The organism is Rhizobium esperanzae, from assembly GCF_014197615.1.
Classification (GTDB): Bacteria; Pseudomonadota; Alphaproteobacteria; order Rhizobiales; family Rhizobiaceae; genus Rhizobium; species Rhizobium esperanzae_A.
Genome location: NZ_JACIFY010000012.1, coordinates 1 through 20,939 on the forward strand (window position 1 = coordinate 1; position 20,939 = coordinate 20,939).

18 protein-coding genes and 1 pseudogene are annotated in these 20,939 nt (G+C 61.3%); 7 read left to right on the plus strand and 12 right to left on the minus strand.

Annotated features, from left to right (window positions below):
• Nucleotides 1–252: 252 nt before the first annotated feature.
• From GGD57_RS16855 to GGD57_RS16870, 4 genes are all read right to left on the minus strand, one after another.
• On the minus strand, nt 253–2,061 hold the full coding sequence (locus GGD57_RS16855) for an ABC transporter ATP-binding protein (protein WP_184471638.1): 1,809 nt from the start codon (nt 2,059–2,061) through the stop codon (nt 253–255).
• Between the two features lie 180 nt (nt 2,062–2,241).
• Nucleotides 2,242–2,475 carry a hypothetical protein gene (locus GGD57_RS16860; protein ID WP_184471486.1) on the minus strand — a complete coding sequence of 78 codons (234 nt, stop codon included), beginning with the start codon at nt 2,473–2,475 and terminating at the stop codon, nt 2,242–2,244.
• 21 nt (nt 2,476–2,496) lie between these two features.
• Nucleotides 2,497–2,913: a GlcG/HbpS family heme-binding protein gene (locus tag GGD57_RS16865; RefSeq protein WP_246713666.1), complete on the minus strand. Its 417-nt coding sequence runs from the start codon at nt 2,911–2,913 to the stop codon at nt 2,497–2,499.
• A gap of 59 nt (nt 2,914–2,972) precedes the next feature.
• A complete protein-coding gene (locus GGD57_RS16870; RefSeq protein WP_184471487.1) occupies nt 2,973–3,653 on the minus strand; it encodes a type 1 glutamine amidotransferase domain-containing protein in 681 nt (226 codons plus the stop codon).
• A gap of 155 nt (nt 3,654–3,808) precedes the next feature.
• Between GGD57_RS16870 and GGD57_RS16875 the strand changes: the two genes are divergently transcribed.
• From GGD57_RS16875 to GGD57_RS16885, 3 genes are all read left to right on the plus strand, one after another.
• Entirely contained in the window at nt 3,809–4,720 is a 912-nt protein-coding gene (locus GGD57_RS16875; protein WP_184471488.1) for a LysR substrate-binding domain-containing protein, read from the plus strand.
• 364 nt (nt 4,721–5,084) lie between these two features.
• The gene (locus tag GGD57_RS16880; protein WP_184471489.1) at nt 5,085–6,491 is read left to right on the plus strand and encodes an FAD/NAD(P)-binding protein; all 1,407 of its coding nucleotides are present in this window, start codon (nt 5,085–5,087) and stop codon (nt 6,489–6,491) included.
• A 72-nt stretch (nt 6,492–6,563) separates the two neighbouring features.
• Entirely contained in the window at nt 6,564–8,492 is a 1,929-nt protein-coding gene (locus GGD57_RS16885) for a hybrid sensor histidine kinase/response regulator (protein WP_184471490.1), read from the plus strand.
• A 142-nt stretch (nt 8,493–8,634) separates the two neighbouring features.
• On the opposite strand, the gene GGD57_RS16890 is transcribed toward GGD57_RS16885, so the two are convergent.
• The gene (locus tag GGD57_RS16890; protein ID WP_184471491.1) at nt 8,635–9,810 is read right to left on the minus strand and encodes an acyltransferase family protein; all 1,176 of its coding nucleotides are present in this window, start codon (nt 9,808–9,810) and stop codon (nt 8,635–8,637) included.
• A gap of 150 nt (nt 9,811–9,960) precedes the next feature.
• The gene (locus GGD57_RS16895) at nt 9,961–10,557 is read right to left on the minus strand and encodes a TetR/AcrR family transcriptional regulator (RefSeq protein ID WP_184471492.1); all 597 of its coding nucleotides are present in this window, start codon (nt 10,555–10,557) and stop codon (nt 9,961–9,963) included.
• Nucleotides 10,558–10,734: 177 nt separating this feature from the next.
• Here GGD57_RS16895 and GGD57_RS16900 point away from each other — a divergent pair, with 177 nt between their 5' ends.
• Both GGD57_RS16900 and GGD57_RS16905 read left to right on the plus strand, forming a co-directional pair.
• The gene (locus GGD57_RS16900; RefSeq protein WP_281423750.1) at nt 10,735–11,982 is read left to right on the plus strand and encodes a multidrug effflux MFS transporter; all 1,248 of its coding nucleotides are present in this window, start codon (nt 10,735–10,737) and stop codon (nt 11,980–11,982) included.
• On the plus strand, nt 11,982–12,677 hold the full coding sequence (locus GGD57_RS16905; RefSeq protein ID WP_184471494.1) for a pentapeptide repeat-containing protein: 696 nt from the start codon (nt 11,982–11,984) through the stop codon (nt 12,675–12,677). The genes GGD57_RS16900 and GGD57_RS16905 overlap by 1 nt, the downstream gene beginning before the upstream one ends.
• Nucleotides 12,678–12,839: 162 nt before the next feature.
• Here the strand turns inward: GGD57_RS16905 and GGD57_RS16910 are convergent, their stop codons facing one another.
• From GGD57_RS16910 to cyoA, 5 genes are read right to left on the minus strand one after another with little or no spacing between them, the layout of a single operon-like run.
• On the minus strand, nt 12,840–13,601 hold the full coding sequence (locus GGD57_RS16910) for an SURF1 family protein (protein ID WP_184471495.1): 762 nt from the start codon (nt 13,599–13,601) through the stop codon (nt 12,840–12,842).
• A gap of 60 nt (nt 13,602–13,661) precedes the next feature.
• Nucleotides 13,662–14,063, minus strand: coding sequence for a cytochrome o ubiquinol oxidase subunit IV (cyoD, locus tag GGD57_RS16915; protein WP_097611644.1), 402 nt, complete (start codon nt 14,061–14,063; stop codon nt 13,662–13,664).
• Complete coding sequence (gene cyoC, locus GGD57_RS16920; RefSeq protein ID WP_184471496.1) at nt 14,060–14,680, minus strand: cytochrome o ubiquinol oxidase subunit III; 621 nt, start codon at nt 14,678–14,680, stop codon at nt 14,060–14,062. The genes cyoD and cyoC overlap by 4 nt, the downstream gene beginning before the upstream one ends.
• 5 nt (nt 14,681–14,685) lie before the next feature.
• Entirely contained in the window at nt 14,686–16,689 is a 2,004-nt protein-coding gene (gene cyoB / locus GGD57_RS16925) for a cytochrome o ubiquinol oxidase subunit I (protein ID WP_184471497.1), read from the minus strand.
• A 42-nt stretch (nt 16,690–16,731) separates the two neighbouring features.
• Nucleotides 16,732–17,910: a ubiquinol oxidase subunit II gene (cyoA, locus tag GGD57_RS16930; RefSeq protein WP_184471498.1), complete on the minus strand. Its 1,179-nt coding sequence runs from the start codon at nt 17,908–17,910 to the stop codon at nt 16,732–16,734.
• A 378-nt stretch (nt 17,911–18,288) separates the two neighbouring features.
• Between cyoA and GGD57_RS16935 the strand changes: the two genes are divergently transcribed.
• Together GGD57_RS16935 and GGD57_RS29535 are read left to right on the plus strand one after the other, a co-directional pair.
• Nucleotides 18,289–19,620 carry an MFS transporter gene (locus GGD57_RS16935; protein WP_184471499.1) on the plus strand — a complete coding sequence of 444 codons (1,332 nt, stop codon included), beginning with the start codon at nt 18,289–18,291 and terminating at the stop codon, nt 19,618–19,620.
• A 557-nt stretch (nt 19,621–20,177) separates the two neighbouring features.
• Nucleotides 20,178–20,375: pseudogene (locus tag GGD57_RS29535) on the plus strand (hypothetical protein); the annotation flags it as partial.
• Nucleotides 20,376–20,466: 91 nt separating this feature from the next.
• On the opposite strand, the gene GGD57_RS16945 reads toward GGD57_RS29535, so the two are convergent.
• A complete protein-coding gene (locus GGD57_RS16945; RefSeq protein WP_085740122.1) occupies nt 20,467–20,934 on the minus strand; it encodes a cyclic nucleotide-binding domain-containing protein in 468 nt (155 codons plus the stop codon).
• Between the last annotated feature and the right edge of the window lie 5 nt (nt 20,935–20,939).

Below are 20,939 nucleotides of genomic sequence, written 5' to 3' on the forward strand. Positions count from 1 at the left end.
TCGTCATACTCGACGGATGGCAACAGTTCCAAGCCGCCAAGCGCGGCGTAGGCCTCCTCCTCGCCGCTTTCGACAATGTGTGAATCTGATAGCCCCATCGGGGAGAAGGTGCCCGAAGGGCGGATGAGGGCCGCACGGCACGCCCTATTTGCCCTTCGCTTCCGCTCAGGGCACTGGTCGCGATCGCGCCTCGCCCCCTCATCGCCTCGCTTTGCTCGGCACTTCTCCCCGCTGGGGAGAAGAGGTATATCGTTACGCGCTCAACACTTCATCGCCCGGCCGCACCTGCAGATCGTAAAGCGCCTTGTAGCGCCCGCCGAGCGACAGCAGCGCTGCATGCGTTCCGCGCTCGACGATCCTTCCGTCTTCGACGAACAGGATCTGGTCGGCATGCATCAGCGAACTCAGGCGATGGGCGACGATGATCGTCACGCGGTCGGCGGCGTAGCGGCGCATGGCGCTGCGAATGCGCTGCTCGGTGGCGGCGTCGATCGCCGCCGTCGAATCGTCGAACACCATCACCGCCGGTTTCAGCATCAGGGCACGGGCGATCGAAAGGCGCTGCCGCTGGCCGCCGGACAGCGACACGCCGCGCTCGCCGACGACGGTGCCGTAGCCCGTGGGCAGGCCGAGCACGTAATTGTGCAGCTGGGCGCTTTCGCTGGCGCGTTCGATGCGGCCTTCCTTTGCCCACGGATCGCCATAGGCGATGTTGTTTTCGATCGTCGTCGTGAACAGGAAGGAATCCTGCTGCACGACGGCAATCGCCCGGCGAAGCGATTGCAGCGTCGCCTTGCGGATATCCTGGCCGTCGAGCGTGATCTTGCCGCCGCTGACATCGTAGAAGCGGGGAATGAGGTGGGCGATCGTCGACTTGCCGCTGCCGGGCGGCCCGACGATGCCGATCGTCTGGCCGCGCCTGGCTTCGAAGGAGACATCGTGGAGCACGGTGCGTTTTTCCGAACCGGGATAGGCGAAGCTGACATTTTCGAAGCGCAGCACGCCGTCGGTAAGCTTCAGCTCCCGCGCATCCGGCGCGTCCTTGATCGATATGTCGAGGTCGAGAAGGTTGAAGAGGCGCGTGCCGCAGGTCGAGGCGCGGGCAAAGGCATTGACCATCAGGCCGAGCTGGCGCACCGGCATCTGCAAAATGGTCATGAAGGTGAGGAACGAGGCGAGCGTGCCGACGGTGATCTCGCCCGACATCACCTTGCCGCCGCCGACCCAGAGCACGAGGCCCATGGCCGCGAAAAAGGAGAAGGTCATGGCACTGGTGTTGACGACGCGGATGCCGACGCGCTGATGCGCCAGCGCCAGCGCGTTCTTCGAGGCCGCCTCGAATTTCGACAATTCGTGGTCCTGTGCGGCAAAGGCGCGCACGACGCGAATGCCGCCGAGATTCTCTTCCATGATGCGGGTCAGCACCGACAGCCGCTCCTGCAGGTCGAGCCAGGTGGCGCGCAGCCTGAGTTGCGTCACCGAGGAGCGCCAGCCGACGAACGGCACGAAGGAGAGCGCCAGAAGGCCCAGCACGACATCGGTCGACAGCAGCATATAGGCGCCGATGCCGATCAGGATCGACAGCAGGATCATCCGGACCAGCGCGGTGGAAAAATACATGCGCACGCCTTCGAGATCGAGCAGGCCGATGGTGATCAGGTCGCCGGAATGCACGGTGTCGTGAAAGCTGAAGGACAGCCGCTGGATCTTCTCGTAGCAGGCCAGCCGCAATTCGTAGCCGATATGATGGCCGACGGCTTCGCTGTAATAGTTCTGCACCATGGTGAAGAGGCCGCGCAGCACGGCGGCACCGAGCAGCAGCAGCGCCGTGGTCAGAAGCGCGTCCTGGGCCGCCTGGCCTGCCGCGCCGCCGCTCATCGCCATCTGCGTGTGGTCGACCGCCTGGCCGAGAAGGCGGGGGATCATCAGCTGGAAGGTGGAAGCGATAAGCGTGGCGCCGATCGCAAAGCCGGATTGCCAGGGGTGGCGGAAGGCCATCATGGTGATGCGCACCAAGGTATAGAGGCCTCGGCCCCAGCCTGCCGCAGTTGCAAGCGCCATCGAAGCCGAAGGCTTCGTCGCGCGTCTTAACGCATCGCTGCTCACGGTATTTTTTCCAATAGATGTGGTGCTCGGACGCTGGCCCGAAAAGACGGCAAATCCATGAAGGGATTGATTGCACCGTCACTTTTGCCGATTCCGCCCATGGGTTCAAGTAAACAATTCACCAACTGGTTATTTTTACGTGAGGTCCCCTCGCATGCCCGCGGGAACAATCGCCGCGCGGGTGGGTTGCAGCAGCCAGATCCCGTCAGACAGCCCCATCAGGCAACCTGCCGGACAATCCTTGCCGGAGGAACCCATGCCGCTCAAAGCCCTTGCCCTCAACGCAACACTGAAGACCAGCGACGCCAAGAATGCCGTCCAGGCGTTCGCCTCGTTCGCGTCACGTGCGTGATCGAGCGGCAGGACCATGCCGGCGCTCGCCGGCAATGATCAGGAGGCTGAGGACCCGGCCTCGGCGATGGCGATATCTTCAGCGACGGTTCCGCCGCTCACGCCAATCGCGCCGATGGCTCGTCCTTCAAACCGGATGGGAATGCCGCCGCCGAAGATCACGATCCTTCCACCATGCGAATGCTGGATGCCGTAGAGTTCGGCGCCAGGCTGGGCCAGTGCGCCGAGCACTTCGGTCCGGTTGTTGAAAATCTGAGCGGTAAAGGCCTTGTCGATGGCAAGCTCTGCCGACCCTGCCATGGCCCCGTCCTGGCGAACGAACGAGAGCAGGTGCCCGGACGCGTCGACGATGGCGATTGAGCAGGCAACATCAAGCGCACCCGCGGCGGCGATGGACCTCTCGATCATCTGTCGCGCGTCCGACAGCAACAGTAGTGGAACCGTGGTGGACATCATGAACTCCGGTTTCTGAAGGCGACCTGCCGCCGCGCTGGCCGACGGCAGATCACGATATTTCAGCGCGTGAGAACAGCGATGAGGGCTTCGGCCGCTTCACTGGACGACGCCGGATTCTGACCCGTGATGAGCTGGCCGTCGACCACCGTATGCACGCCCCAATCCTTGATCTTGGAGAAGACCGCACCGAGACCGATCAGCTCGTCCTCGACGAGGAACGGCACGACCTTTGTGAGCCCCACGGCCTCTTCCTCGGAATTGGTGAAGCCGGTGAGGGAGCGTCCCTGGACGAAGGGGGTGCCGTCGGGGTTCGTGACGTGGCGCAGGACGCCCGGTGCATGGCAGACGAGGGCGATCGGCTTGCCGGCCCTGACGAAGGATTGGATCAGCCCGATCGAATTCCGGTCTTCGGCCAGATCCCACAACGGGCCGTGGCCGCCGGGGTAGAAGACGGTATCGAAATCCTTCTGGTCGACGCTGTCCAGGCGCACAGTCGCCGCAAGCTGCGCCTTGGCCGCCTCGTCGGCGGTAAAACGCCGCGTCAGGTCGGTCTGGAACATTGGTTCGTCGCTCTTCGGGTCGAGAGGCGGCTGGCCACCCTTCGGCGAGGCGAGGGTGATCTCGGCGCCGGCATCCTTGAAGACATAATAGGGTGCCGCCAGCTCTTCGAGCCAGAAACCGGTCTTCCTGCCGGTGTCTCCGAGCGTGTCGTGCGAGGTGAGTACGATGAGGACTTTCATTGTAGATCCTTCCGTCAGATGGCGCGCCGTGGCGGCCGGTGGATTGGAGCTCGATCAGCCGCTGCGGCGTTTCGATGTCGTCACAATGGCATCTGCCGACATATTTCGGAAATTTACTTCTTTGATTTTAGATATTCAAATGAGATTATATCTAAATGAAATACGATCTGAACCTGCTTCCGGTTTTCCTGGCCCTGATGGAAGAGCGGAGCGTCACACGGGCCGCAGTGCGGTTGGGCATCACCCAGCCGGCGCTGTCCAATTCGCTGAACCGCCTGCGCGAAACCCTGCATGATCCGCTGTTCATCCGGGAAAGGTACGGCATAAAACCGACGGAACTGGCGGAGGAGATCGCCCCGACGATCGAAGCAGCGCTGGCGCAGCTCGACGATCTCGTTTCGAACCAGCAGGAGTTTCAGCCGGCACAGGCCGAGCGCCTGTTCACGCTAGCCCCCAACAGCTATGCGGAGCTCGTGTTGATGCCGGCACTGGCAGCGAGAATGCGGCAGTTGGCGCCGGGCATCAAGCTCCGCATGACGCCGTTCGGTAATGATCTCGCCGAGACCGGCGTTATTTCCGGCACGACAGCCATGGTGTTTGGCCGGATCGTCGATCCGCCTGATAACCTCGTCGTCCAGCATCTTATGGACGACGGGCTTGCCTGCGTGGTGCGCGCCGATCATCCCGAGATTGGAGACCATATATCCCGGGAACAGTTCGAGAGCCTCAAGCACGTGAACGTGCTGCCGCCGGGCCGGCTGCGCGCGGGCCTCTTCCAGGCATTGGGGCAGCAAAATCTCAAGCGAGAGGTTGCCGTGTCTGTCACCCACTTCCTGGCCGTACCCGAGATGCTCGTCGCAACCGATTATTGCGCAACGCTGCCGCGCCTGATCTGTCGGTCTCTGGAGCGGGATCCGCGCCTGAAGATACTGCCGCCGCCCGTCGATCTCGGTAGTTTCCCGGTGCAGATGGCTTGGCACGTTCGCTACCGTCACGACCCGGCCCACAGGTGGTTGCGTTCGATGATCGGCGAACTGGCAAGAGAAATGACCGCAAAAGAGACTTGAAATCGAATTGTGCATACCCGTGTTCATCTAGGCGAAATGGGCACTTTGCCGCCTATGAAGTCCCGGTTCAACCGTTGCCATGCGGTGGAGCCGGCCGAAAAATATGTTTTGTTCCAATAGTTTACGCTGCCGTGGCAACAAAGCTCTTGCCACCTGCGGTTTTTAGCGCTTTCATACACGACTAGTTTAATAGACTATGAGCGGGCGCGATCGTTCGCCTGGTGCTTTCGCGGGGCCGCTCGTCCGGACCCCGATCCTGCGGCAGATGTTTGTGAATGGCTGCATGAACCTCATCAACGCATGACCCGCTTTTATGCGTTGAACCTATTTGCACGTGGTGCGGCCGAGCCGCAGAGGAGTTGCGATGACGGTTCAGGGACTTTTTTCGGCGCGCGCCAATGCGGCAGCGCAGATATCCGCCGTGCCGCGCATAGCGATCGTCGGGCGCGGCTTTTCTGGCATGATGACGGCCATCGCGCTGATGAAGACGGTGCGGGCGCCCTTCCACCTGCAGCTGTTCGACCCGAATTCGTCGGTCAGCGGCGGGCAGGCGCTGGCCTCGGTCCGCGCCTCGACGATCCTCAACACCCGCGTGCGCGATCTCTCGGTTTCGCTCGGCGACAATGACGATTTCAACGACTGGCTCTGCAGCAATGCCGCCTTCCGCGCCGCCGTGCCGGCCGCCATCCCCGGTTTCCGGCAGATCTTCGTGCCGAAGGAGATCTTCAGCGATTATGTCTACCAGCGCTTTTCCGAAGCGCTCGCCGCCCGCCGGGACATCACCGTCCAGGTCTGCAACGATCCGGTCGTGGCAATCCGCCGCAGCCACGGCCACCGTTTCCTGCTCGAAAGCGCCAACCCTGCCAATCCGCTGTTCGATACGGTGATCCTGGCCACCGGCTACGGCCTCGGCGATCAGGATGCCGGCGAGCGGGAGGCCTCTCCCGTCCGGGCCCAGCGCCTCGTCGCGCGGCCGCATGCGGTGCTGCTCGGCAGCGGCATCCGGGTCGTCGACCAGTTGCTGCAGCTGCGCGATTCCGGCTATGCCGGCCAGGTGACGATCATTTCCCGGCGCGGTTTCCTGCCCCAGAGCCATACGCCGAATTCCGCCGACCCGGTCTTCCCGGCCGAAGCGCTGCCTCAGAGCCTGCCCGACATCGTGCGATTCATCCGCCAGGCCTGTCACGAGGCCGAGGACGAGGGCCGAAGCTGGCAATCGGTGATGAACGGGCTGCGCAGACATGCCCGCTCGCTGTGGCGTTCGCTGCCGGCCGGCGACAAGCATCAGTTCAACCGGCATCTCAGGGCCATCTACGACAGCCACCGCAACCGCCTGCCGGAAGCCATGCATCTGCGCCTGAAGCGCGAGCTTGCCGAAGGCCGCACGGTGCTGCGTCGCGGCCGTGCCGGCCGCCGGGGCCTGAGCGGCCTGTTCTTCACGCCGGCCGGTTCCTCGGCCGAGGAGATCATCCATGCCGAGCGCATCATCGACTGCCGCTGTCAGGCGCCCGATCTTTCCGCGCCGCTGATGCAGAGCCTGCTTTCCGCCGGCCTCGCCATGCCGGACGAGCTGTCGCTGGGGCTCGCGGTCAATGCGCGCGGCGAGCCTTTCCTCGAGGACGGTTCGACGGTCGCCGGGCTTTTTGCCGTCGGCCCGCTCGGCCTGGGCAGCCTGCCCGATATCGATCTGGTGCCGGAGATCGTCTCGCAGGCCTATGCGGCTGCCGAACGGGTGGGCGAGCGCTTCTACCCGCAGGTCAAGGCAGTCTGAAAATTCGAGGCTGAATTTCGGAACCATCCGCCTGCCGCGGCGTTATAAAGCGCTGGTGAACAAGAGGGGCTGATGGAAGCGCTGGATCGACATGATACGTCTCTCGAGGAAGAGGGACGCTTTCGCCTTCTGGTCGATGCCATCACCGACTATGCCATCTATATGCTGAGCCCCGAAGGCATCGTCACCAGCTGGAATACCGGCGCGCAGCGTTTAAAAGGTTACAAGCCTTCCGAAATTCTCGGCGAGCATTTTTCCCGCTTCTATCTGGAGGAGGACCGCGCCGCGGGGATTCCGGAGCGCACGCTCGCGACCGCCAAGGAGCATGGCCGGTTCGAAGGGGAAGGCTGGCGCCAGCGCAAGGACGGCAGCCGCTTCTGGGCGCATGTGATCATCGATCCAATTCGCCGTCCCTCCGGCGAGCTCATCGGCTATGCCAAGATCACCCGCGACCTGACAGAGCGCAGAGCCGCCGAAAAGGCGATCCGCCAGAGCGAGGAGCAGTTCCGCCGGCTGGTCCAGGGCGTCTCGGACTATGCCATCTACATGCTCGATCCCGACGGCAATGTCAGCAGCTGGAACTTCGGCGCCGAGCGGATCAAGGGCTACCGGCCTGATGAAATCATCGGCCGTCATTTCTCGACCTTCTATACGCCTGAGGACCGCGCCGACGGCGTGCCGGAGACGGCGCTCGCCGTCGCGCGTGCCGAAGGCCGGTTCGAGCGGGAAGGCTGGCGGGTCCGCAAGGACGGCACCCGCTTCTGGGCCAGCATCGTCATCGATGTCATTCGCGACGAGGAAGGCGATGTGCTCGGTTTTGCCAAGATCACCCGCGATATCACCGAAAAGATGGAGATCCAGCGCGCCCTGGAGCAGGCGCGCGAAGAACTCTTCCAGTCGCAGAAGATGGAGGCGATCGGTCAGCTCACCGGCGGGATCGCCCATGATTTCAACAATCTGCTGATGGCCGTGCTCGGCAGTCTCGAAATCCTGAAGAAACGCATGCCGCAGGATCTGTCGCTGACATCGCTTGTCGATAATGCCCTGCAGGGCGCCCAGCGGGGTGCCGCGCTGACGCAGCGCATGCTGGCCTTTTCCCGCCGGCAGGAACTGCACATGGAGCCGATCGACGTCTCCGGCCTGGTCCGCGGCATGATGGATATGCTGAGCCGGTCGCTCGGCCCGCTGACCGTGATCGAGACGTCTTTCCCGGTCAGGCTGCCGACCATCCGCACCGATCCGAACCAGCTGGAGATGGCGATCCTGAACCTCGTCGTCAACGCCCGCGACGCCATGCCGTCCGGCGGCCGGATCATGCTTCGCGCTTCCGAGGAAACGGTGTTGCCGGGCAAGCGTACGCTGCCGCCCGGCCGTTATATCAGGATCGCGGTGATCGACGAAGGCGAGGGGATGGACGCCAAGACGATGGAGCAGGCAATCACGCCGTTCTTCACCACCAAGGGGGTCGGCAAGGGCACCGGCCTCGGCCTATCCATGGTGCAGGGCCTTGCGTCCCAATCCGGCGGCCGCCTGATGCTGAAGAGCAGCCTCGGCGAAGGCACGACGGCCGAATTGTGGTTCCCGGTTGTCACTGCCGAGCAAGTCGGCAAACTGGCTGTCGAGTCGCCGCAACGGGCGGAAAATGCGCCGCACGGCTTGCGCATCGTCGCCGTCGATGACGATGGCCTGGTGCTGATGAATACGACGCTGATGCTGGAGGATCTCGGTCACACCGTGTTCGAGGCGATGGCCGGTCCCGAGGCGCTTGAAATCCTGCGCAGGCAACCGGTCGATCTGGTGATTTGCGACCATGCCATGCCGCGCATGACCGGTGCGCAGCTCGCCAAGGCGATCCGCGACGAATGGCCCGAAATGCCGATCATTCTCGCAACCGGTTACGCCGAGCTCCCCGAAGGAACAGGTATCGCCAACCTGCCCCGTCTCGGCAAGCCCTTCTCGCAGGCCCAGCTCGCCGAGGCGATCAGCCGGGTCGCTTCCTGAGAGGCGTGATGCCGAAAGCCGCTCACACTTTTTGGAATCTAAAGCGCGTCGCGATCTTTCAGATTCGCTTCTCGTGCTTTAGGTCTTTGTTTTTACGCATGTCGTTATCGCAAAACCGCTGCACACTTTTGCGCGACATGCTCTAGGCGCGAAGCTTCTCGTCGCCATTGTCCTGGGTGCCCGTGCGGGAGGCTTCCTCCCGCAGTTCGTCCGCCGCGGCTGACGTTGTGCCGCTCAGGAGGCGTTTTTCGGTCTCCTTGAGGTCGAGGATCGCGCGTTCAATGCCTTCGGCCGGAATTGCGCCCGAGGCTATGCGCCAGCGATGCTGCTGCCACAGGCCGACGAGCAGCCGGCGGCTTGGGACTTCGATCGTCTCGTGAATGAACCATGCTCCGACTGCCGCAACGGCAAGTGCTGCCCCGATCAGCACCGGTTCGGGCATCAGGCCCTCAAAGGTCCGGCGTGCGAGGAACATGATGGGGACATGGAAAAGATAGAGCGAGAAGCTGATGGTCCCTAAGAACCGCATGGGTGCGGCTGCCAGCACATAGGCTGCGATGGGCGGTTGCCGAGCGACGAGCGCGACAATGACGGCTGCCGCGACCGCGCTTTGCAGACCCCAGAATTCGGGGGAAAAACTCGGCACGACATGCCGGTAGGTGAAGAACGCCGCCAGCAGGAACAGCGTGAAAATTCCGGTGAGGGCCGATGGCGCCCATCTGTCCCAGCGGGAATGCAGCGCCCCGGCAAGTGCGCCGAAAAGAAAGTAGGGGAGCTTGGAAACCAGCATGATGCCGGGCCCCGGCAATTCCAGCAGGCCGTCGATGACGGCGACCACGGCAAAGCCGACGATCAGGCCGCTATGGCGGTGCGGCCGGGCCAGGCAAAGCCATAGGACCGGGAAGAGCAGATAGAATTGGATTTCCGGCGGAATTGACCAGAAAACCCCGCTCGAGCCCAGAAGAAAGACGTGGCGCACAAAGTCCGTGGCGCCGACAATCGGCTGAACGAAGTTCAGATCTTGCATGCCGGACAGGATCGCCACGAGCACGACGGCAGCCAGATAGACCGGATAGATGCGGGCAAAGCGGCTCACCAGAAAATCCAGCACGTTTTCTTTGGTCACCGGCCGCGAGCCATAGAGATGGGCCATCAGAAAGCCGCTGAGCGCAAAGAACAAGCCGACGGCTTCGCTGCCCATCGTCATGAAATGCTGGGCTGTGCCGGGAAAGACAAGTCCGATATGGGCTTGAACGACCAGAAGCGCGGCAATGCCGCGCAGGCCATCGAGACTGGGGATGTAATCCGGCCGGCTCATGTGCAGCTTTTTAAATATTCTCTTCAGGCAAGCAGTATCGGACATCGCTTTACGAGAGATTAATGCGGTGCGCTCGGGCTCGTATCCGTGCAAAGCGATAGGGAGATTTTGGCGGGAAGCCTCAAGTACCTGACGTTCAAGATGAAAGTCTCAAGTTTTGGTCTGACTTACCCCTGCTGCGAAGATTTTGATGCTCTGTCGCAAATAGGCGTTGCGCTCGGCCCTCGTCTTTTTGTCGAATTTTCCGATTGATTGCTGCTCATGCGGACCGCTCACGATATTCATTAGCATCCGCGCTGCGGCACGCGTACTTCCAACAACAATACGCCCAAGTTGTCGTTGCTCATCCAACCACTCTATCAAGAGATGGCGTGAGCGTTCCTCCCCCATCTCTCGCAAAAGAGCTTCCAGTTCAGGATGCCGCCTGGCCTCCATCAGGGTGACTTGAAGTAAGGTTTGCTGTTCCAGTTCGGCCTGTTCATCAAGGTTGATGGTAAGTATCTCTATAAGCGCATCTTCCACGGTGAGGTCATTGTAGGCACCGGGGAGAGCCAACAAGCCCCTGCGATTGGTGTCGATCAAAGCCGCAAACAGGTCGCTCTTACTTTTGAACAAGTTATAAACCGTTCGCTTTGACACGCCGCAGTGATGGGCTACGGCGTCCATCGTCGTTCCGCTAAAGCCACGCTCGATAAAAAGCTCTCGGGTGGCCTTCAACACAAGGGCATGTAGCTCTTCACTCGCCATGCGTCTTGGACGGCCTCGCCCTCTTGGTCCTTCTGTTCCGTCAGACATGACCGATACACCTCCAATCTGCGGCTCTATAGCACAACCTCTGAATTTTACAACACCGATCGGTGTTGCAAATATCCTCCCAGTCAACTAATAACAACACCGAATAGTGTTATAAATCTTGGAGCAACAATGTCATCTCGCGTTCGTGTGGCCGCCTCTCAATCGGAATCCGCAGGCGATGCTAGGCGGAGGTCCGTCGGAAAGCGGACCGTCATCGTGCTCGCAGCGCTGGGGACATTTGCACCGCTGTCTACCGACATGTACTTGGCCGGCTTCCCAGAGCTTGCGCAGGGGTTCGGCACCAGTGTCGGAGAAGTCCAGCTCAGTCTTTCTTTGTTTCTGCTTGGCCTCGCAATCGGGCAGCTTTTTTACGGCCCTGTAATCGACGGATGGGGACGTAAGCTCCCCCTCGTTTCCGGCGTCGCATTCTTCGCAGCCATATCCCTGTCCATCGTCTTTGCACCGAACATCGAGACCTTTCTTGTTCTGCGGTTTCTGCAAGCTGTTGGCGGTTGTGCCGGTATGGTCGTCGGCCGCGCGATCATCAGCGATCTCTACGACAAACAGGAAGCCGCAACGCTGCTTTCCTCCGTGATGGCAATTCAGGCACTCGCACCGATTGTGGCTCCGGTCATTGGAGGTTACGTGACAGCCACTGCGGGATGGCATTCGATCTTCGCTCTGCTCGCAGGTATAGGCTTCGTATGCTTGCTTGCGGTAATACTGACTATTCCTGAATCGCTACCCAGTAGTGCGCGGCAGCGTGAGTCGCTCTCACAGACACTGACCAACTATGGCCAGCTCCTGGCGAACCGCTCCTTCCTGTTGCCTGCCATCGTCGGCGGCCTATCGTTCGCTGTTGGATTCGCTTTTGTCAGCGGTTCGTCCTTCATCTACATGACGCTCTACGGTGTCAGCGCTGAAGTTTATGGATGGCTGTTCGCCCTCAATGCGGTAGGCATCATCGTGGGAGCCATCCTCAATGGTGCGATGCTGCGACGAATCAATTCGCGATGCGCAACGACCATATCGCTTGCGACGTGCTTGGCCGCGGCGTCAGTGCTTTTCTTATTTGGTTCCGACATGCCTCTGGTCTTGCTTATGGGGCTGTTCTTCATGTGCTCGCTCACACTTCCGATCACAGGAGCAAACACCGTGGCGCTAGCTCTGGCTGCCAGTGGAAATCATAGAGGCGGCGGTTCCGCGATCGTCGGTGTCATGCAGTTCGTCTGCGCCGGCCTAGCGGCCACGGCCGTGGGCCTTTTTAACGACGGCAGCATGACAGCGGTTACCGGCACCATGCTTGCCGGCGCGCTAATCAGTCTCATGGTTTGGTCTTTTGCCAAACGCGGACTGACCAGCAAAGGAGACGATTGATGAGCAGTAAGGCAGCAATGTCGCTCGCTATTACGGACAAAACGCTCAACCGACGAGAGGTGGAACAACAAGCGCTCAAAGGTGAGTTCGTGACCCTGATCGCGTGTCATCTGGATGAGGTTGACTTGTCGCGGTTGCCGCTCGCCGGCTGGGTTTTTCAGCACTGCACGCTGGAACGCACCAATTTTGAGAAGGCTAGCCTGGAAGGCGCTCGATTCGTCTCCTGTCGGGGGGCCTTTTCCAGCTTTGTTGGCGCTGCGCTGGAAGACGCAGAGTTCTTGGGATGTGACTTCAACAATGGGAACTATCGACGCGCTAAGCTTGGCTCGGTCAACTTTGCGCGGTGCAAGCTGACTGGTGCGGACTTTACCGACGGACAGGCCTTGGATGTGCGGTTCGACGAAACCCTACTGGTCTATGCAAAGTTGCCGGCGCGATCATTCCGAAAGTCTCATTTGCGACAGATCGATTTCAGCGGATCGGATCTGCGTAGCTGCGATTTCAGAGACGCAATTTTTGACGGTTGTTCGCTTCGAAATGCAGATCTTACACACTGCCGTTTCGAAGGCGCGGATCTTCGTGGTGCCGATCTTGGCGGCCTCACTATAGGCAATGCTGAAAGATTCAAGGGCGCCATTATCTCCTATGCTCAGGCCGGTGGACTCTTGGCCCAGTTGGGGCTCACCGTCGTGTAGAGATGCTACGACCCCAATTTGTCGAGGCATTGCTGGATGGGAGGCGTCGTAATGCTGCGAGACTGGCGCTGCGCCATTGCCATGAGCTGCGTTTGCGGCTTGAACTTCACGGTCCGTTCGGCCTTAACGTGTCTGCGGGAGCAAATCTTGCTCTCGTCCCTTCTATTCCCGGCGGCCTCTGTCGATCTCGGCGCGCAGGATGAAAACCAGCAATGCCAGCGCCATCGCCGAGAGCCCGTACCAGGTGATGGCATAGACGAGATGGTTGTCGGGGAATTGGATGATTGTGAGGCCGCCGACCGGCAGGCCGCCCGGATTGGGTGCGGCATCGGCGTCGATGAAATAAGGGGCGACGGCACTGACGCCGCGCTTTTGCGCGATTGCCGCGACGTCGCGCGAATACCAGCGGTCGGCGGCGACGTCGTTGGATTTGAGCAGCGATCCCTTCGGCTCGGTCATCCGCATCAGCCCGGTGATTTCCACCGGCTCTGATGGTTGGCCTTCGCGGCGCGAGGCCGGGTCGCGCCGATCGGTCGGAACGAAGCCGCGATTGACGAGGATCGATGTGCCGTCGGCAAGCATCAGCGGCGTCATCACCCAGTAACCCGGGCCGAGCGCCGTCGAGGCATAGACCAGCGTTTCCTTGTCGTTTGCCAGCATCCCCGATGCGGTCACCCGCCGATATTCGTCGTCTGTGGTATTGACCCTGTTCCAGTCGGCGGGCGTGGCCGGGGCCGGCACCGGCGGCGCGTGCACGCGTTGATCGACGCGGGCAATGAGGTCACGTTTCCAGGCCAGGCGCTCGACCTGCCAGGTGCCGAGGGCGGCCAGCGCCGCGGCAAGCAACGCCAGGCAAACGGCGAAGACCGTGCGTTTCGCCCGGGAATGCCGTGTCTCCGATTGTTCCGAGGAAGCCTCGCTCATATCCAAACTATATCGGGCTGAACCGCTGCGGGCGGCGCTGCCGCCGCCCGTGCCGAGGGATCACGGCATGTTCTTCATCATTTCAGGGTTCATCGGCATCATGTTGGTGTTGAGATGATGCATGACCCAGAGCGAGCCGGAGAGGGCGATGGCGACGATGATGAGGGTGAAGATCAGCGCCATGATCGTCCAGCCGCCCTCGCTCCTGGTGTTCATATGCAGGAAGAAGATCATGTGGACGACGATCTGGATGGCGCCGAGGCCCATCACCAGCACCGCCGTCAGCGCCGGGCTGGCGATCACGCCCGACATGACGAGCCAGAAGGGAATGGCGGTGAGAATGACGGAGAGCACGAAGCCCGCCATATAGCTCTTGAAGGTGCCGTGGCCGGCCTGGTGACCGTGGCTGTGGCCGTGATGCGCCTCGTGGGCATCCTCATGGGCGGGTGCTTGCGAACTCATCCGAGAACTCCGAGCAGATAGACGAAGGAAAAGACGCCGATCCAGACGACGTCGAGGAAGTGCCAGAACATCGACAGGCACATCAGGCGGCGGCGGTTGGCTTCGACCAGCCCGTGCATCGACACCTGCACCATCAGCGTAATCAGCCAGATGATGCCGAAGGTGACGTGCAGGCCGTGCGTGCCGACGAGCGTGAAGAAGGAAGACAGGAAGGCGCTGCGCGTCGGGCCGGCGCCCTCATGGATCAGGTGGATGAACTCATAGAGTTCGAGCCCGATGAAGGCTGCGCCGAACAGGCCGGTCACGCCGAGCCAGAACAGCGTTTCCGCCTTGGCGTTGCGCTCCATCTGCAGCATGGCGAAGCCGTAGGTGATCGAGGAGAACAGCAGCATCGAGGTGTTGAGGGCGACGATCGGCAGATCGAAGAGATCGGCCGGCGACGGGCCGGCGGCATAATTGCGGCCGAGCACGCCGTGCGTGGCAAACAGCACCGCGAAAATCAGGCAGTCGCTCATCAGGTAGAGCCAGAAGCCGAGATTGGTGCTGCCTTCCGGATGGTGATCTTCCGTCAGGTAGAATTCAGGCTTTTCGGCCGTGTCGATAGTCTGATCGCTCATGGTCATCACACCTGCTCGGCAAGCAGCGCGGTACGCTTGCCTTCCGTTTCGGTCACCGCGTCGGCGGGGATGTAGAAATCGCGCCTGTAGTTGAAGGTATGGCCGATCGCCACGACGAGCATGGCGACGAAGGAGACGACCACCAGCCACCACATGTACCAGATCAGGCCGAAGGCGAGGGCGACGCTGATGGCCGAAAGGATCGCGCCGGTGCCGGTGTTCTTCGGCATATGGATCGGCCGGAAGCCTTCGAGCGGACGGGCATAACCGCGGTTCTTCATGTCGTACCAGCTGTCATGGTCGTGCACGACGGGCGTGAAGGCGAAGTTGTAATCCGGCGGCGGCGAAGCCGTCGACCATTCCAGCGTGCGGCCGTCCCAGGGATCGCCGCTGTCGTCGCGCAGTTCCTCGCGCTTCATGAAGCTGACAGCGATCTGGATCAGGAAGGACACGATGCCGAGCGCGATCAGGCCGACGCCGAAGGCGGCGATGATGAACCAGATCTGCAGCGACGGGTCCTCGAACTGGCTCATGCGGCGGGTGACGCCCATCAGGCCGAGCACATAGAGCGGCATGAAGGCGAACCAGAAACCGATCTGCCAGAACCAGAAGCTCAGCTTGCCCCAGAAGGGATCGAGCTTGAAGCCGAAGGCCTTCGGGAACCAGTAGTTCACGCCGGCGAACATGCCGAAGAGAACGCCGCCGATGATGACGTTGTGGAAGTGGGCGATGAGGAACAGCGAATTGTGCAGCACGAAGTCGGCCGGCGGCACGGCGAGCATGACGCCGGTCATGCCGCCGATGACGAAGGTCACCATGAAGCCGACCGTCCACAGCATCGGCACCTCGTAGCGGATGCGGCCGCGATACATGGTGAACAGCCAGTTGAAGATCTTCGCTCCCGTGGGGATCGAGATGATCATCGTGGTGATGCCGAAGAAGGAGTTGACGGAAGCACCCGATCCCATCGTGAAGAAGTGGTGCAGCCAGACGATGTAGGACAGGATCATGATCACGCAGGTGGCGTAGACCATCGAGGCGTAGCCGAAGAGGCGTTTTCCGGAGAAGGTGGCGACGACTTCCGAGAAGATGCCGAAGGCCGGCAGCACCAGGATGTAGACCTCCGGATGGCCCCAGATCCAGATGAGGTTGATGTACATCATCGGGTTGCCGCCGAGGTCGTTGGTGAAGAAGTTCGTCCCGGCATAGCGGTCGAGCGACAGCAGGGCGAGCGTTGCCGTCAGGATCGGGAAAGAGGCGACGATCAGCACGTTGGTGCAGAGCGCCGTCCAAGTGAAGACCGGCATTTTCATGAAGGTCATGCCCGGTGCGCGCATCTTGACGATGGTGGCGATCAGGTTGATGCCCGAAAGCGTCGTTCCGACGCCGGCCACCTGCAGGCCCCAGATATAATAGTCGACGCCGACCCCCGGACTGTAGGCCGCGCCCGACAGCGGCGGATAAGCGAGCCAGCCGGTCTGGGCGAATTCGCCGATGAACAGCGACAGCATGATGACGATCGCGCCGGCGGTGGTCATCCAGAAGGAGAAGTTGTTGAGGAAGGGGAAGGAGACGTCGCGCGCGCCGATCTGCAGCGGCACGACGAAGTTCATCAGGCCGGTGACGAAGGGCATCGCCACGAAGAAGATCATGATGACGCCGTGGGCGGTGAAGATCTGGTCGTAATGGTGCGGCGGCAGCGGGCCTTCATTGCCGTTGAAGGCGATCGCCTGCTGCACACGCATCAGGATGGCATCGGAAAAACCGCGCAGCAGCATGATGACGGCGAGGATCACATACATGATGCCGATCTTCTTGTGATCGACGCTGCAGATCCAGTCGCGCCAGAGCGGACCCCAGAACTTGAAATAGGTGATGAGGCCGAGCACGGCGAGGCCGCCGATGACCACGCCGATGAAGGTCACGACCAGGATCGGCTCGTGATAGGGAATGGCATCGAGGGTCAACCGGCCGAAGACGAACTTCAGGAGGTCAGGATTGGAAAACATGGAACAACCCGTTCATTATGTCTTGCGACGCAAAGCGCCAGGTTAATTGTTGTTGTTGAGCTGCGCCGGCGCCGGATCGGCGCCATTGCTCATGCCGGGCATGGAATGGCCGTCATGCTGCATGTCCATGCCGGGCATGTCGTGCTGCATGCTGCTGCCGTCTGTATTGCCATCGGTGTTGCTGGCCGGTTCGCTGCGTGCCGGAGCACCCGTTGCCGGCACGGTGGCGGCCGGCGCCACGACGCCTTCGTCGGCATGGCGATGGTCATATTGCAGCTTCTCGCGATTCTCGGCGCTTTCCTTGCCGCCGCCGCCCATCATGTCGATATGCATCATCTCGTTCATGCACATCTTGCCGGGGGTGGCGCACATGTTGAGGATGGCGTCGTAGAGGTCGGCGTCGGCGCCGGCATAATAGCGCACCGGTTCCTTCTCGCTCGGCTTTTCGAGCTTCAGATAGGCGTCGCGGTTGAGCATCGTGCCCTGCTGTTTGACCTTGGCCATCCAGGCGTCGAAGCCCTCGCGGTTGAGGCCATGGAACTTGAAGCGCATGTGCGAGAAGCCGGCACCGCTGTAATTGGCGGAAAAGCCTTCATATTCGCCTTCCCGGTTGATGACGGCGTGCAGCTTGGTCTCCATGCCGGGCATGGCGTAGATCTGGCCGGCAAGGGCGGGGATGTAGAAGGAATTCATCACCGAGGAGGCGGTGATCTTGAAATTGATTGGCGTGTCCACCGGGGCAGCAAGCTCGTTGACGGTGGCGATGCCGAGTTCGGGATAGAAGAACAGCCACTTCCAGTCGAGCGCCACGACCTCGACGGTCAGCGGCTTGGTGTCGGCCGGGATGGCGCGCTCGGCATCGAGGCGGTCGAGCGGGCGGTAGGGATCGAGCTTATGCGTGGAAATCCAGGTCACGGCGCCGAGCGCGATGATGATCGCCAGCGGTGCTGCCCAGATGACGATTTCGAGGCGGGTCGAATGGTGCCATTCCGGCGCATAGGTTGCGGCCGTGTTGGAGCGGCGGTAGCGCCAGGCAAAGAGCAGCGTCAGGAAGATCACCGGGATGATGATCAGAAGCATCAGCACCGTCGAGATGACGATGAGATCGCGCTGTTGCACGGCGATGTCGCCGGATGGCGCCATGACCACCATGTTGCATCCTGCCAGGAAAAGCAGCGGCAAGACGGATAGAAGGCGGGAAAACTTCACGAGTTTTGGCACGTCTCTAAGCTCTTGTTGTTTCGTTTGTTCCGCGACTAAAGCACTGAACCGGATCGCGACATGAGGCCTTTGGTCGCAGTGCAGCAAGCGTGCCGCACTGCGGCACAAATCCTGTGCGCTAGTGCTTTGAAATCCTGATGAAATCAAGAAGGATTTTTCTCCAGCGCGTGTTTCGGTCAATATATCCGCAAGAATCGGTCAGGCCAGCGCTCCCATGACAAATTACTGTCCGGATCACGCCAATTTTTTCCATCCGCGCTCAATTTGAACCGCACTGATGAACTATTTACGTCTGACGCACTTGATAAGCCTGCCGGTTTGATCAAGATCAGGCTTGAGGCGCTTTGCCGGAAGCGCCTTAACGAGGAGGCGTTTTTCATGGCTACAACATCGCATTACGGACCATCGTCGGCGTCGCTCGAACGCGACGCGCGGCGCATTCACGACGACAAGCCGGTTTCCCCGGGCAGCATCGCCATCGGCGTGGTGATCGGCCGCATGTCGGAATTCTTCGATTTCTTCGTCTACGGCCTCGCCTCCGTCCTGGTCTTTCCGCAACTGGTCTTCCCCTTTGCGCCGGACAGGCTGACGGCGACACTCTATTCCTTCGCCATCTTCTCGCTCGCCTTTCTCGCCCGCCCGGTCGGCTCCGTCGTCTTCATGACGATCGACCGCATGTATGGGCGCGGCACCAAGCTGACGATCGCGCTCTTCCTGCTCGGTGGCTCCACGGCCTCGATCGCCTTCCTGCCGGGTTACGAGGAGATCGGCGTCTGGTCGATCGCGCTGCTGGCGCTCTTCCGTCTCGGCCAGGGTTTTGCGCTCGGCGGCGCCTGGGACGGTCTTGCCTCGCTGCTGGCGCTCAACGCGCCGGCCAATCACCGCGGCTGGTATGCGATGATTCCGCAGCTCGGCGCGCCGATCGGCTTTGCGCTGGCCAGCACCCTGTTCGGTTATTTCGTCGCCAATCTTTCCAGTGAGGATTTCCTCTCCTGGGGCTGGCGCTATCCCTTCTTCGTCGCCTTCGCGATCAACGTGGTGGCGCTGTTTGCGCGTCTGCGCCTGGTCATGACCAAGGAATTCGGCACGCTGCTCGAACAGCACGAGCTGGAAGCCGCACCGATTCTCGACGTGTTGCGCGTTCACGGCCGCGACATTTTGATCGGCGCCTTCGTGCCGCTCGCAAGCTTTGCCATGTTCCACCTCGTCACCATCTTCCCGCTCGGCTGGATGAGCCTTTACGGCAACCAGCCGATCGGCGCCTTCATGGTGGTGCAGGTGGTCGGCGCCATGGTCGGCATCGTCGCCATCGTCGCGTCCGGCCTGATCGCCGACCGCATCGGCCGGCGCGCCCAGCTTGCCATCTGCGCCGTCATCATTGCCGTCTTCAGCTTCGTCGGGCCGATCCTGATCGCTTCCGGCAATAGCGGCCATGACGCCTTCGTCATCATCGGCTTCGGCGTGCTCGGCCTCTCCTTCGGCCAGGCGACCGGCTCGATCTCGTCGCGCTTCGGCCGCGGCTATCGTTATACCGGTGCCGCCTTCACCTCGGATCTCGCCTGGCTGATCGGCGCCGGCTTCGCACCGCTGGTGGCGCTCAGCCTCTCCAGCCGCTTCGGCCTGACCTTCGTCGGCTACTACCTGCTCTCCGGCGCCATCTGCACACTGGCCGCACTCGCCTTCAGCAAGGCGCTGGAACAGCGGGAATAGGTTGAACCGCAACAGTCGCCGGGAAACCGGCGACTGTCTTATCATCTGTCGCAGCGAAGAGCGGCATCGTCGAAATGCAACATTTGGTCGTCAGCGATATCCACGGCTTTCCCGAAACCTCTGCCGAGCTGCCGGATGCCGGCAGCTCTCAGCGCCATGGTTTGCAACTGGCCGACCTGAGCGGGCGTTCCGATCTGCGTGGGGACGCGCTTCACGACCATCTTTTCAACCAGGGCGGCATGAGCCATGCGGTTCGGGCACTTCGCGAGATCGACGGACGCGGGTGCTTGGGGATCGGTTTTAGCGCCGGTGGAACGGCTCTGTGGAATGCGGTCAAAGAGGGGCTGGAACTCCAGGCGCTGATTTGCGTGTCATCGACCAGACTGCGCTTCGAAACGTCTCCCCTTGATATACCCACCATGGTCTTCTGGGGAGAACTCGATCCATATCGGCCACCGGAAAGCTGGAACAACGCAGTTCCCACGTGCTGGAAAACCTATGCCGGCAAGCAGCACGATTTTTATCGTCTCGATGCGCTTGCAGCGCAATCTTCGTTGCGGTCGGATATTGCCGCCTTTGTCGAAGGCCGCCACGAGGCGGCGGAATACGACAAGTGGTTCCGCGAACAGGTCGGAGAGGCGATCCGGGAAGCCGACGATCCGAACACGGTCTGGATTCCGAATGAGGTCGTCAAGGAACAGATGGCGCGTGAACGGGCAGAGCTGCTGGCGCGGCTCAAGGCTGAAGCCAAATGAAGCCCATCTGACGTGTGAAAATCGAAAAAGGGGAAATATTGCGCCTTATGCACGGCGCCCGGCAATGGCCGCCGAAACGCTGAATAGTTTTTTACTGCGCCATCTGCGGCTGCTTTGCCGCACGCGCTGCGGTCAGCTCCGCAGTCGTATGGTTCAGGCGGTCGGCCAGCACCCGCATGATTTCGACGGCCATCTCCGGAAAGTCGCTGAGCAGTTTCAGGAAGTGCTCCTTGCTGATACGCAGCACCTCGAGCGGCGAGGTGGCGCGCACCGTTGCCGTGCGCGAGACATCGCAGAGGATGGCGATTTCGCCGACGATGGAATTGAGCTCGACATCGGCGACCTTGATTTCGCCGGCCGGCGAGGCGACGATGATATCGGCGCTGCCGGAAAGGATGACATAGGCGGCGTCGCCGACATCGCCCTGATGGAAGAGGTCCTGCCCGGCTTTGTAGGTCATGCGGTCGGAGGTGAAGGCCAAAAGCTTGAGTTTTGCTGGCGCGATCCTTGAAAAGATCGGCACCCGGCGCAGCATTTCCACTTCGTCTCTCAACAGCATGAGCG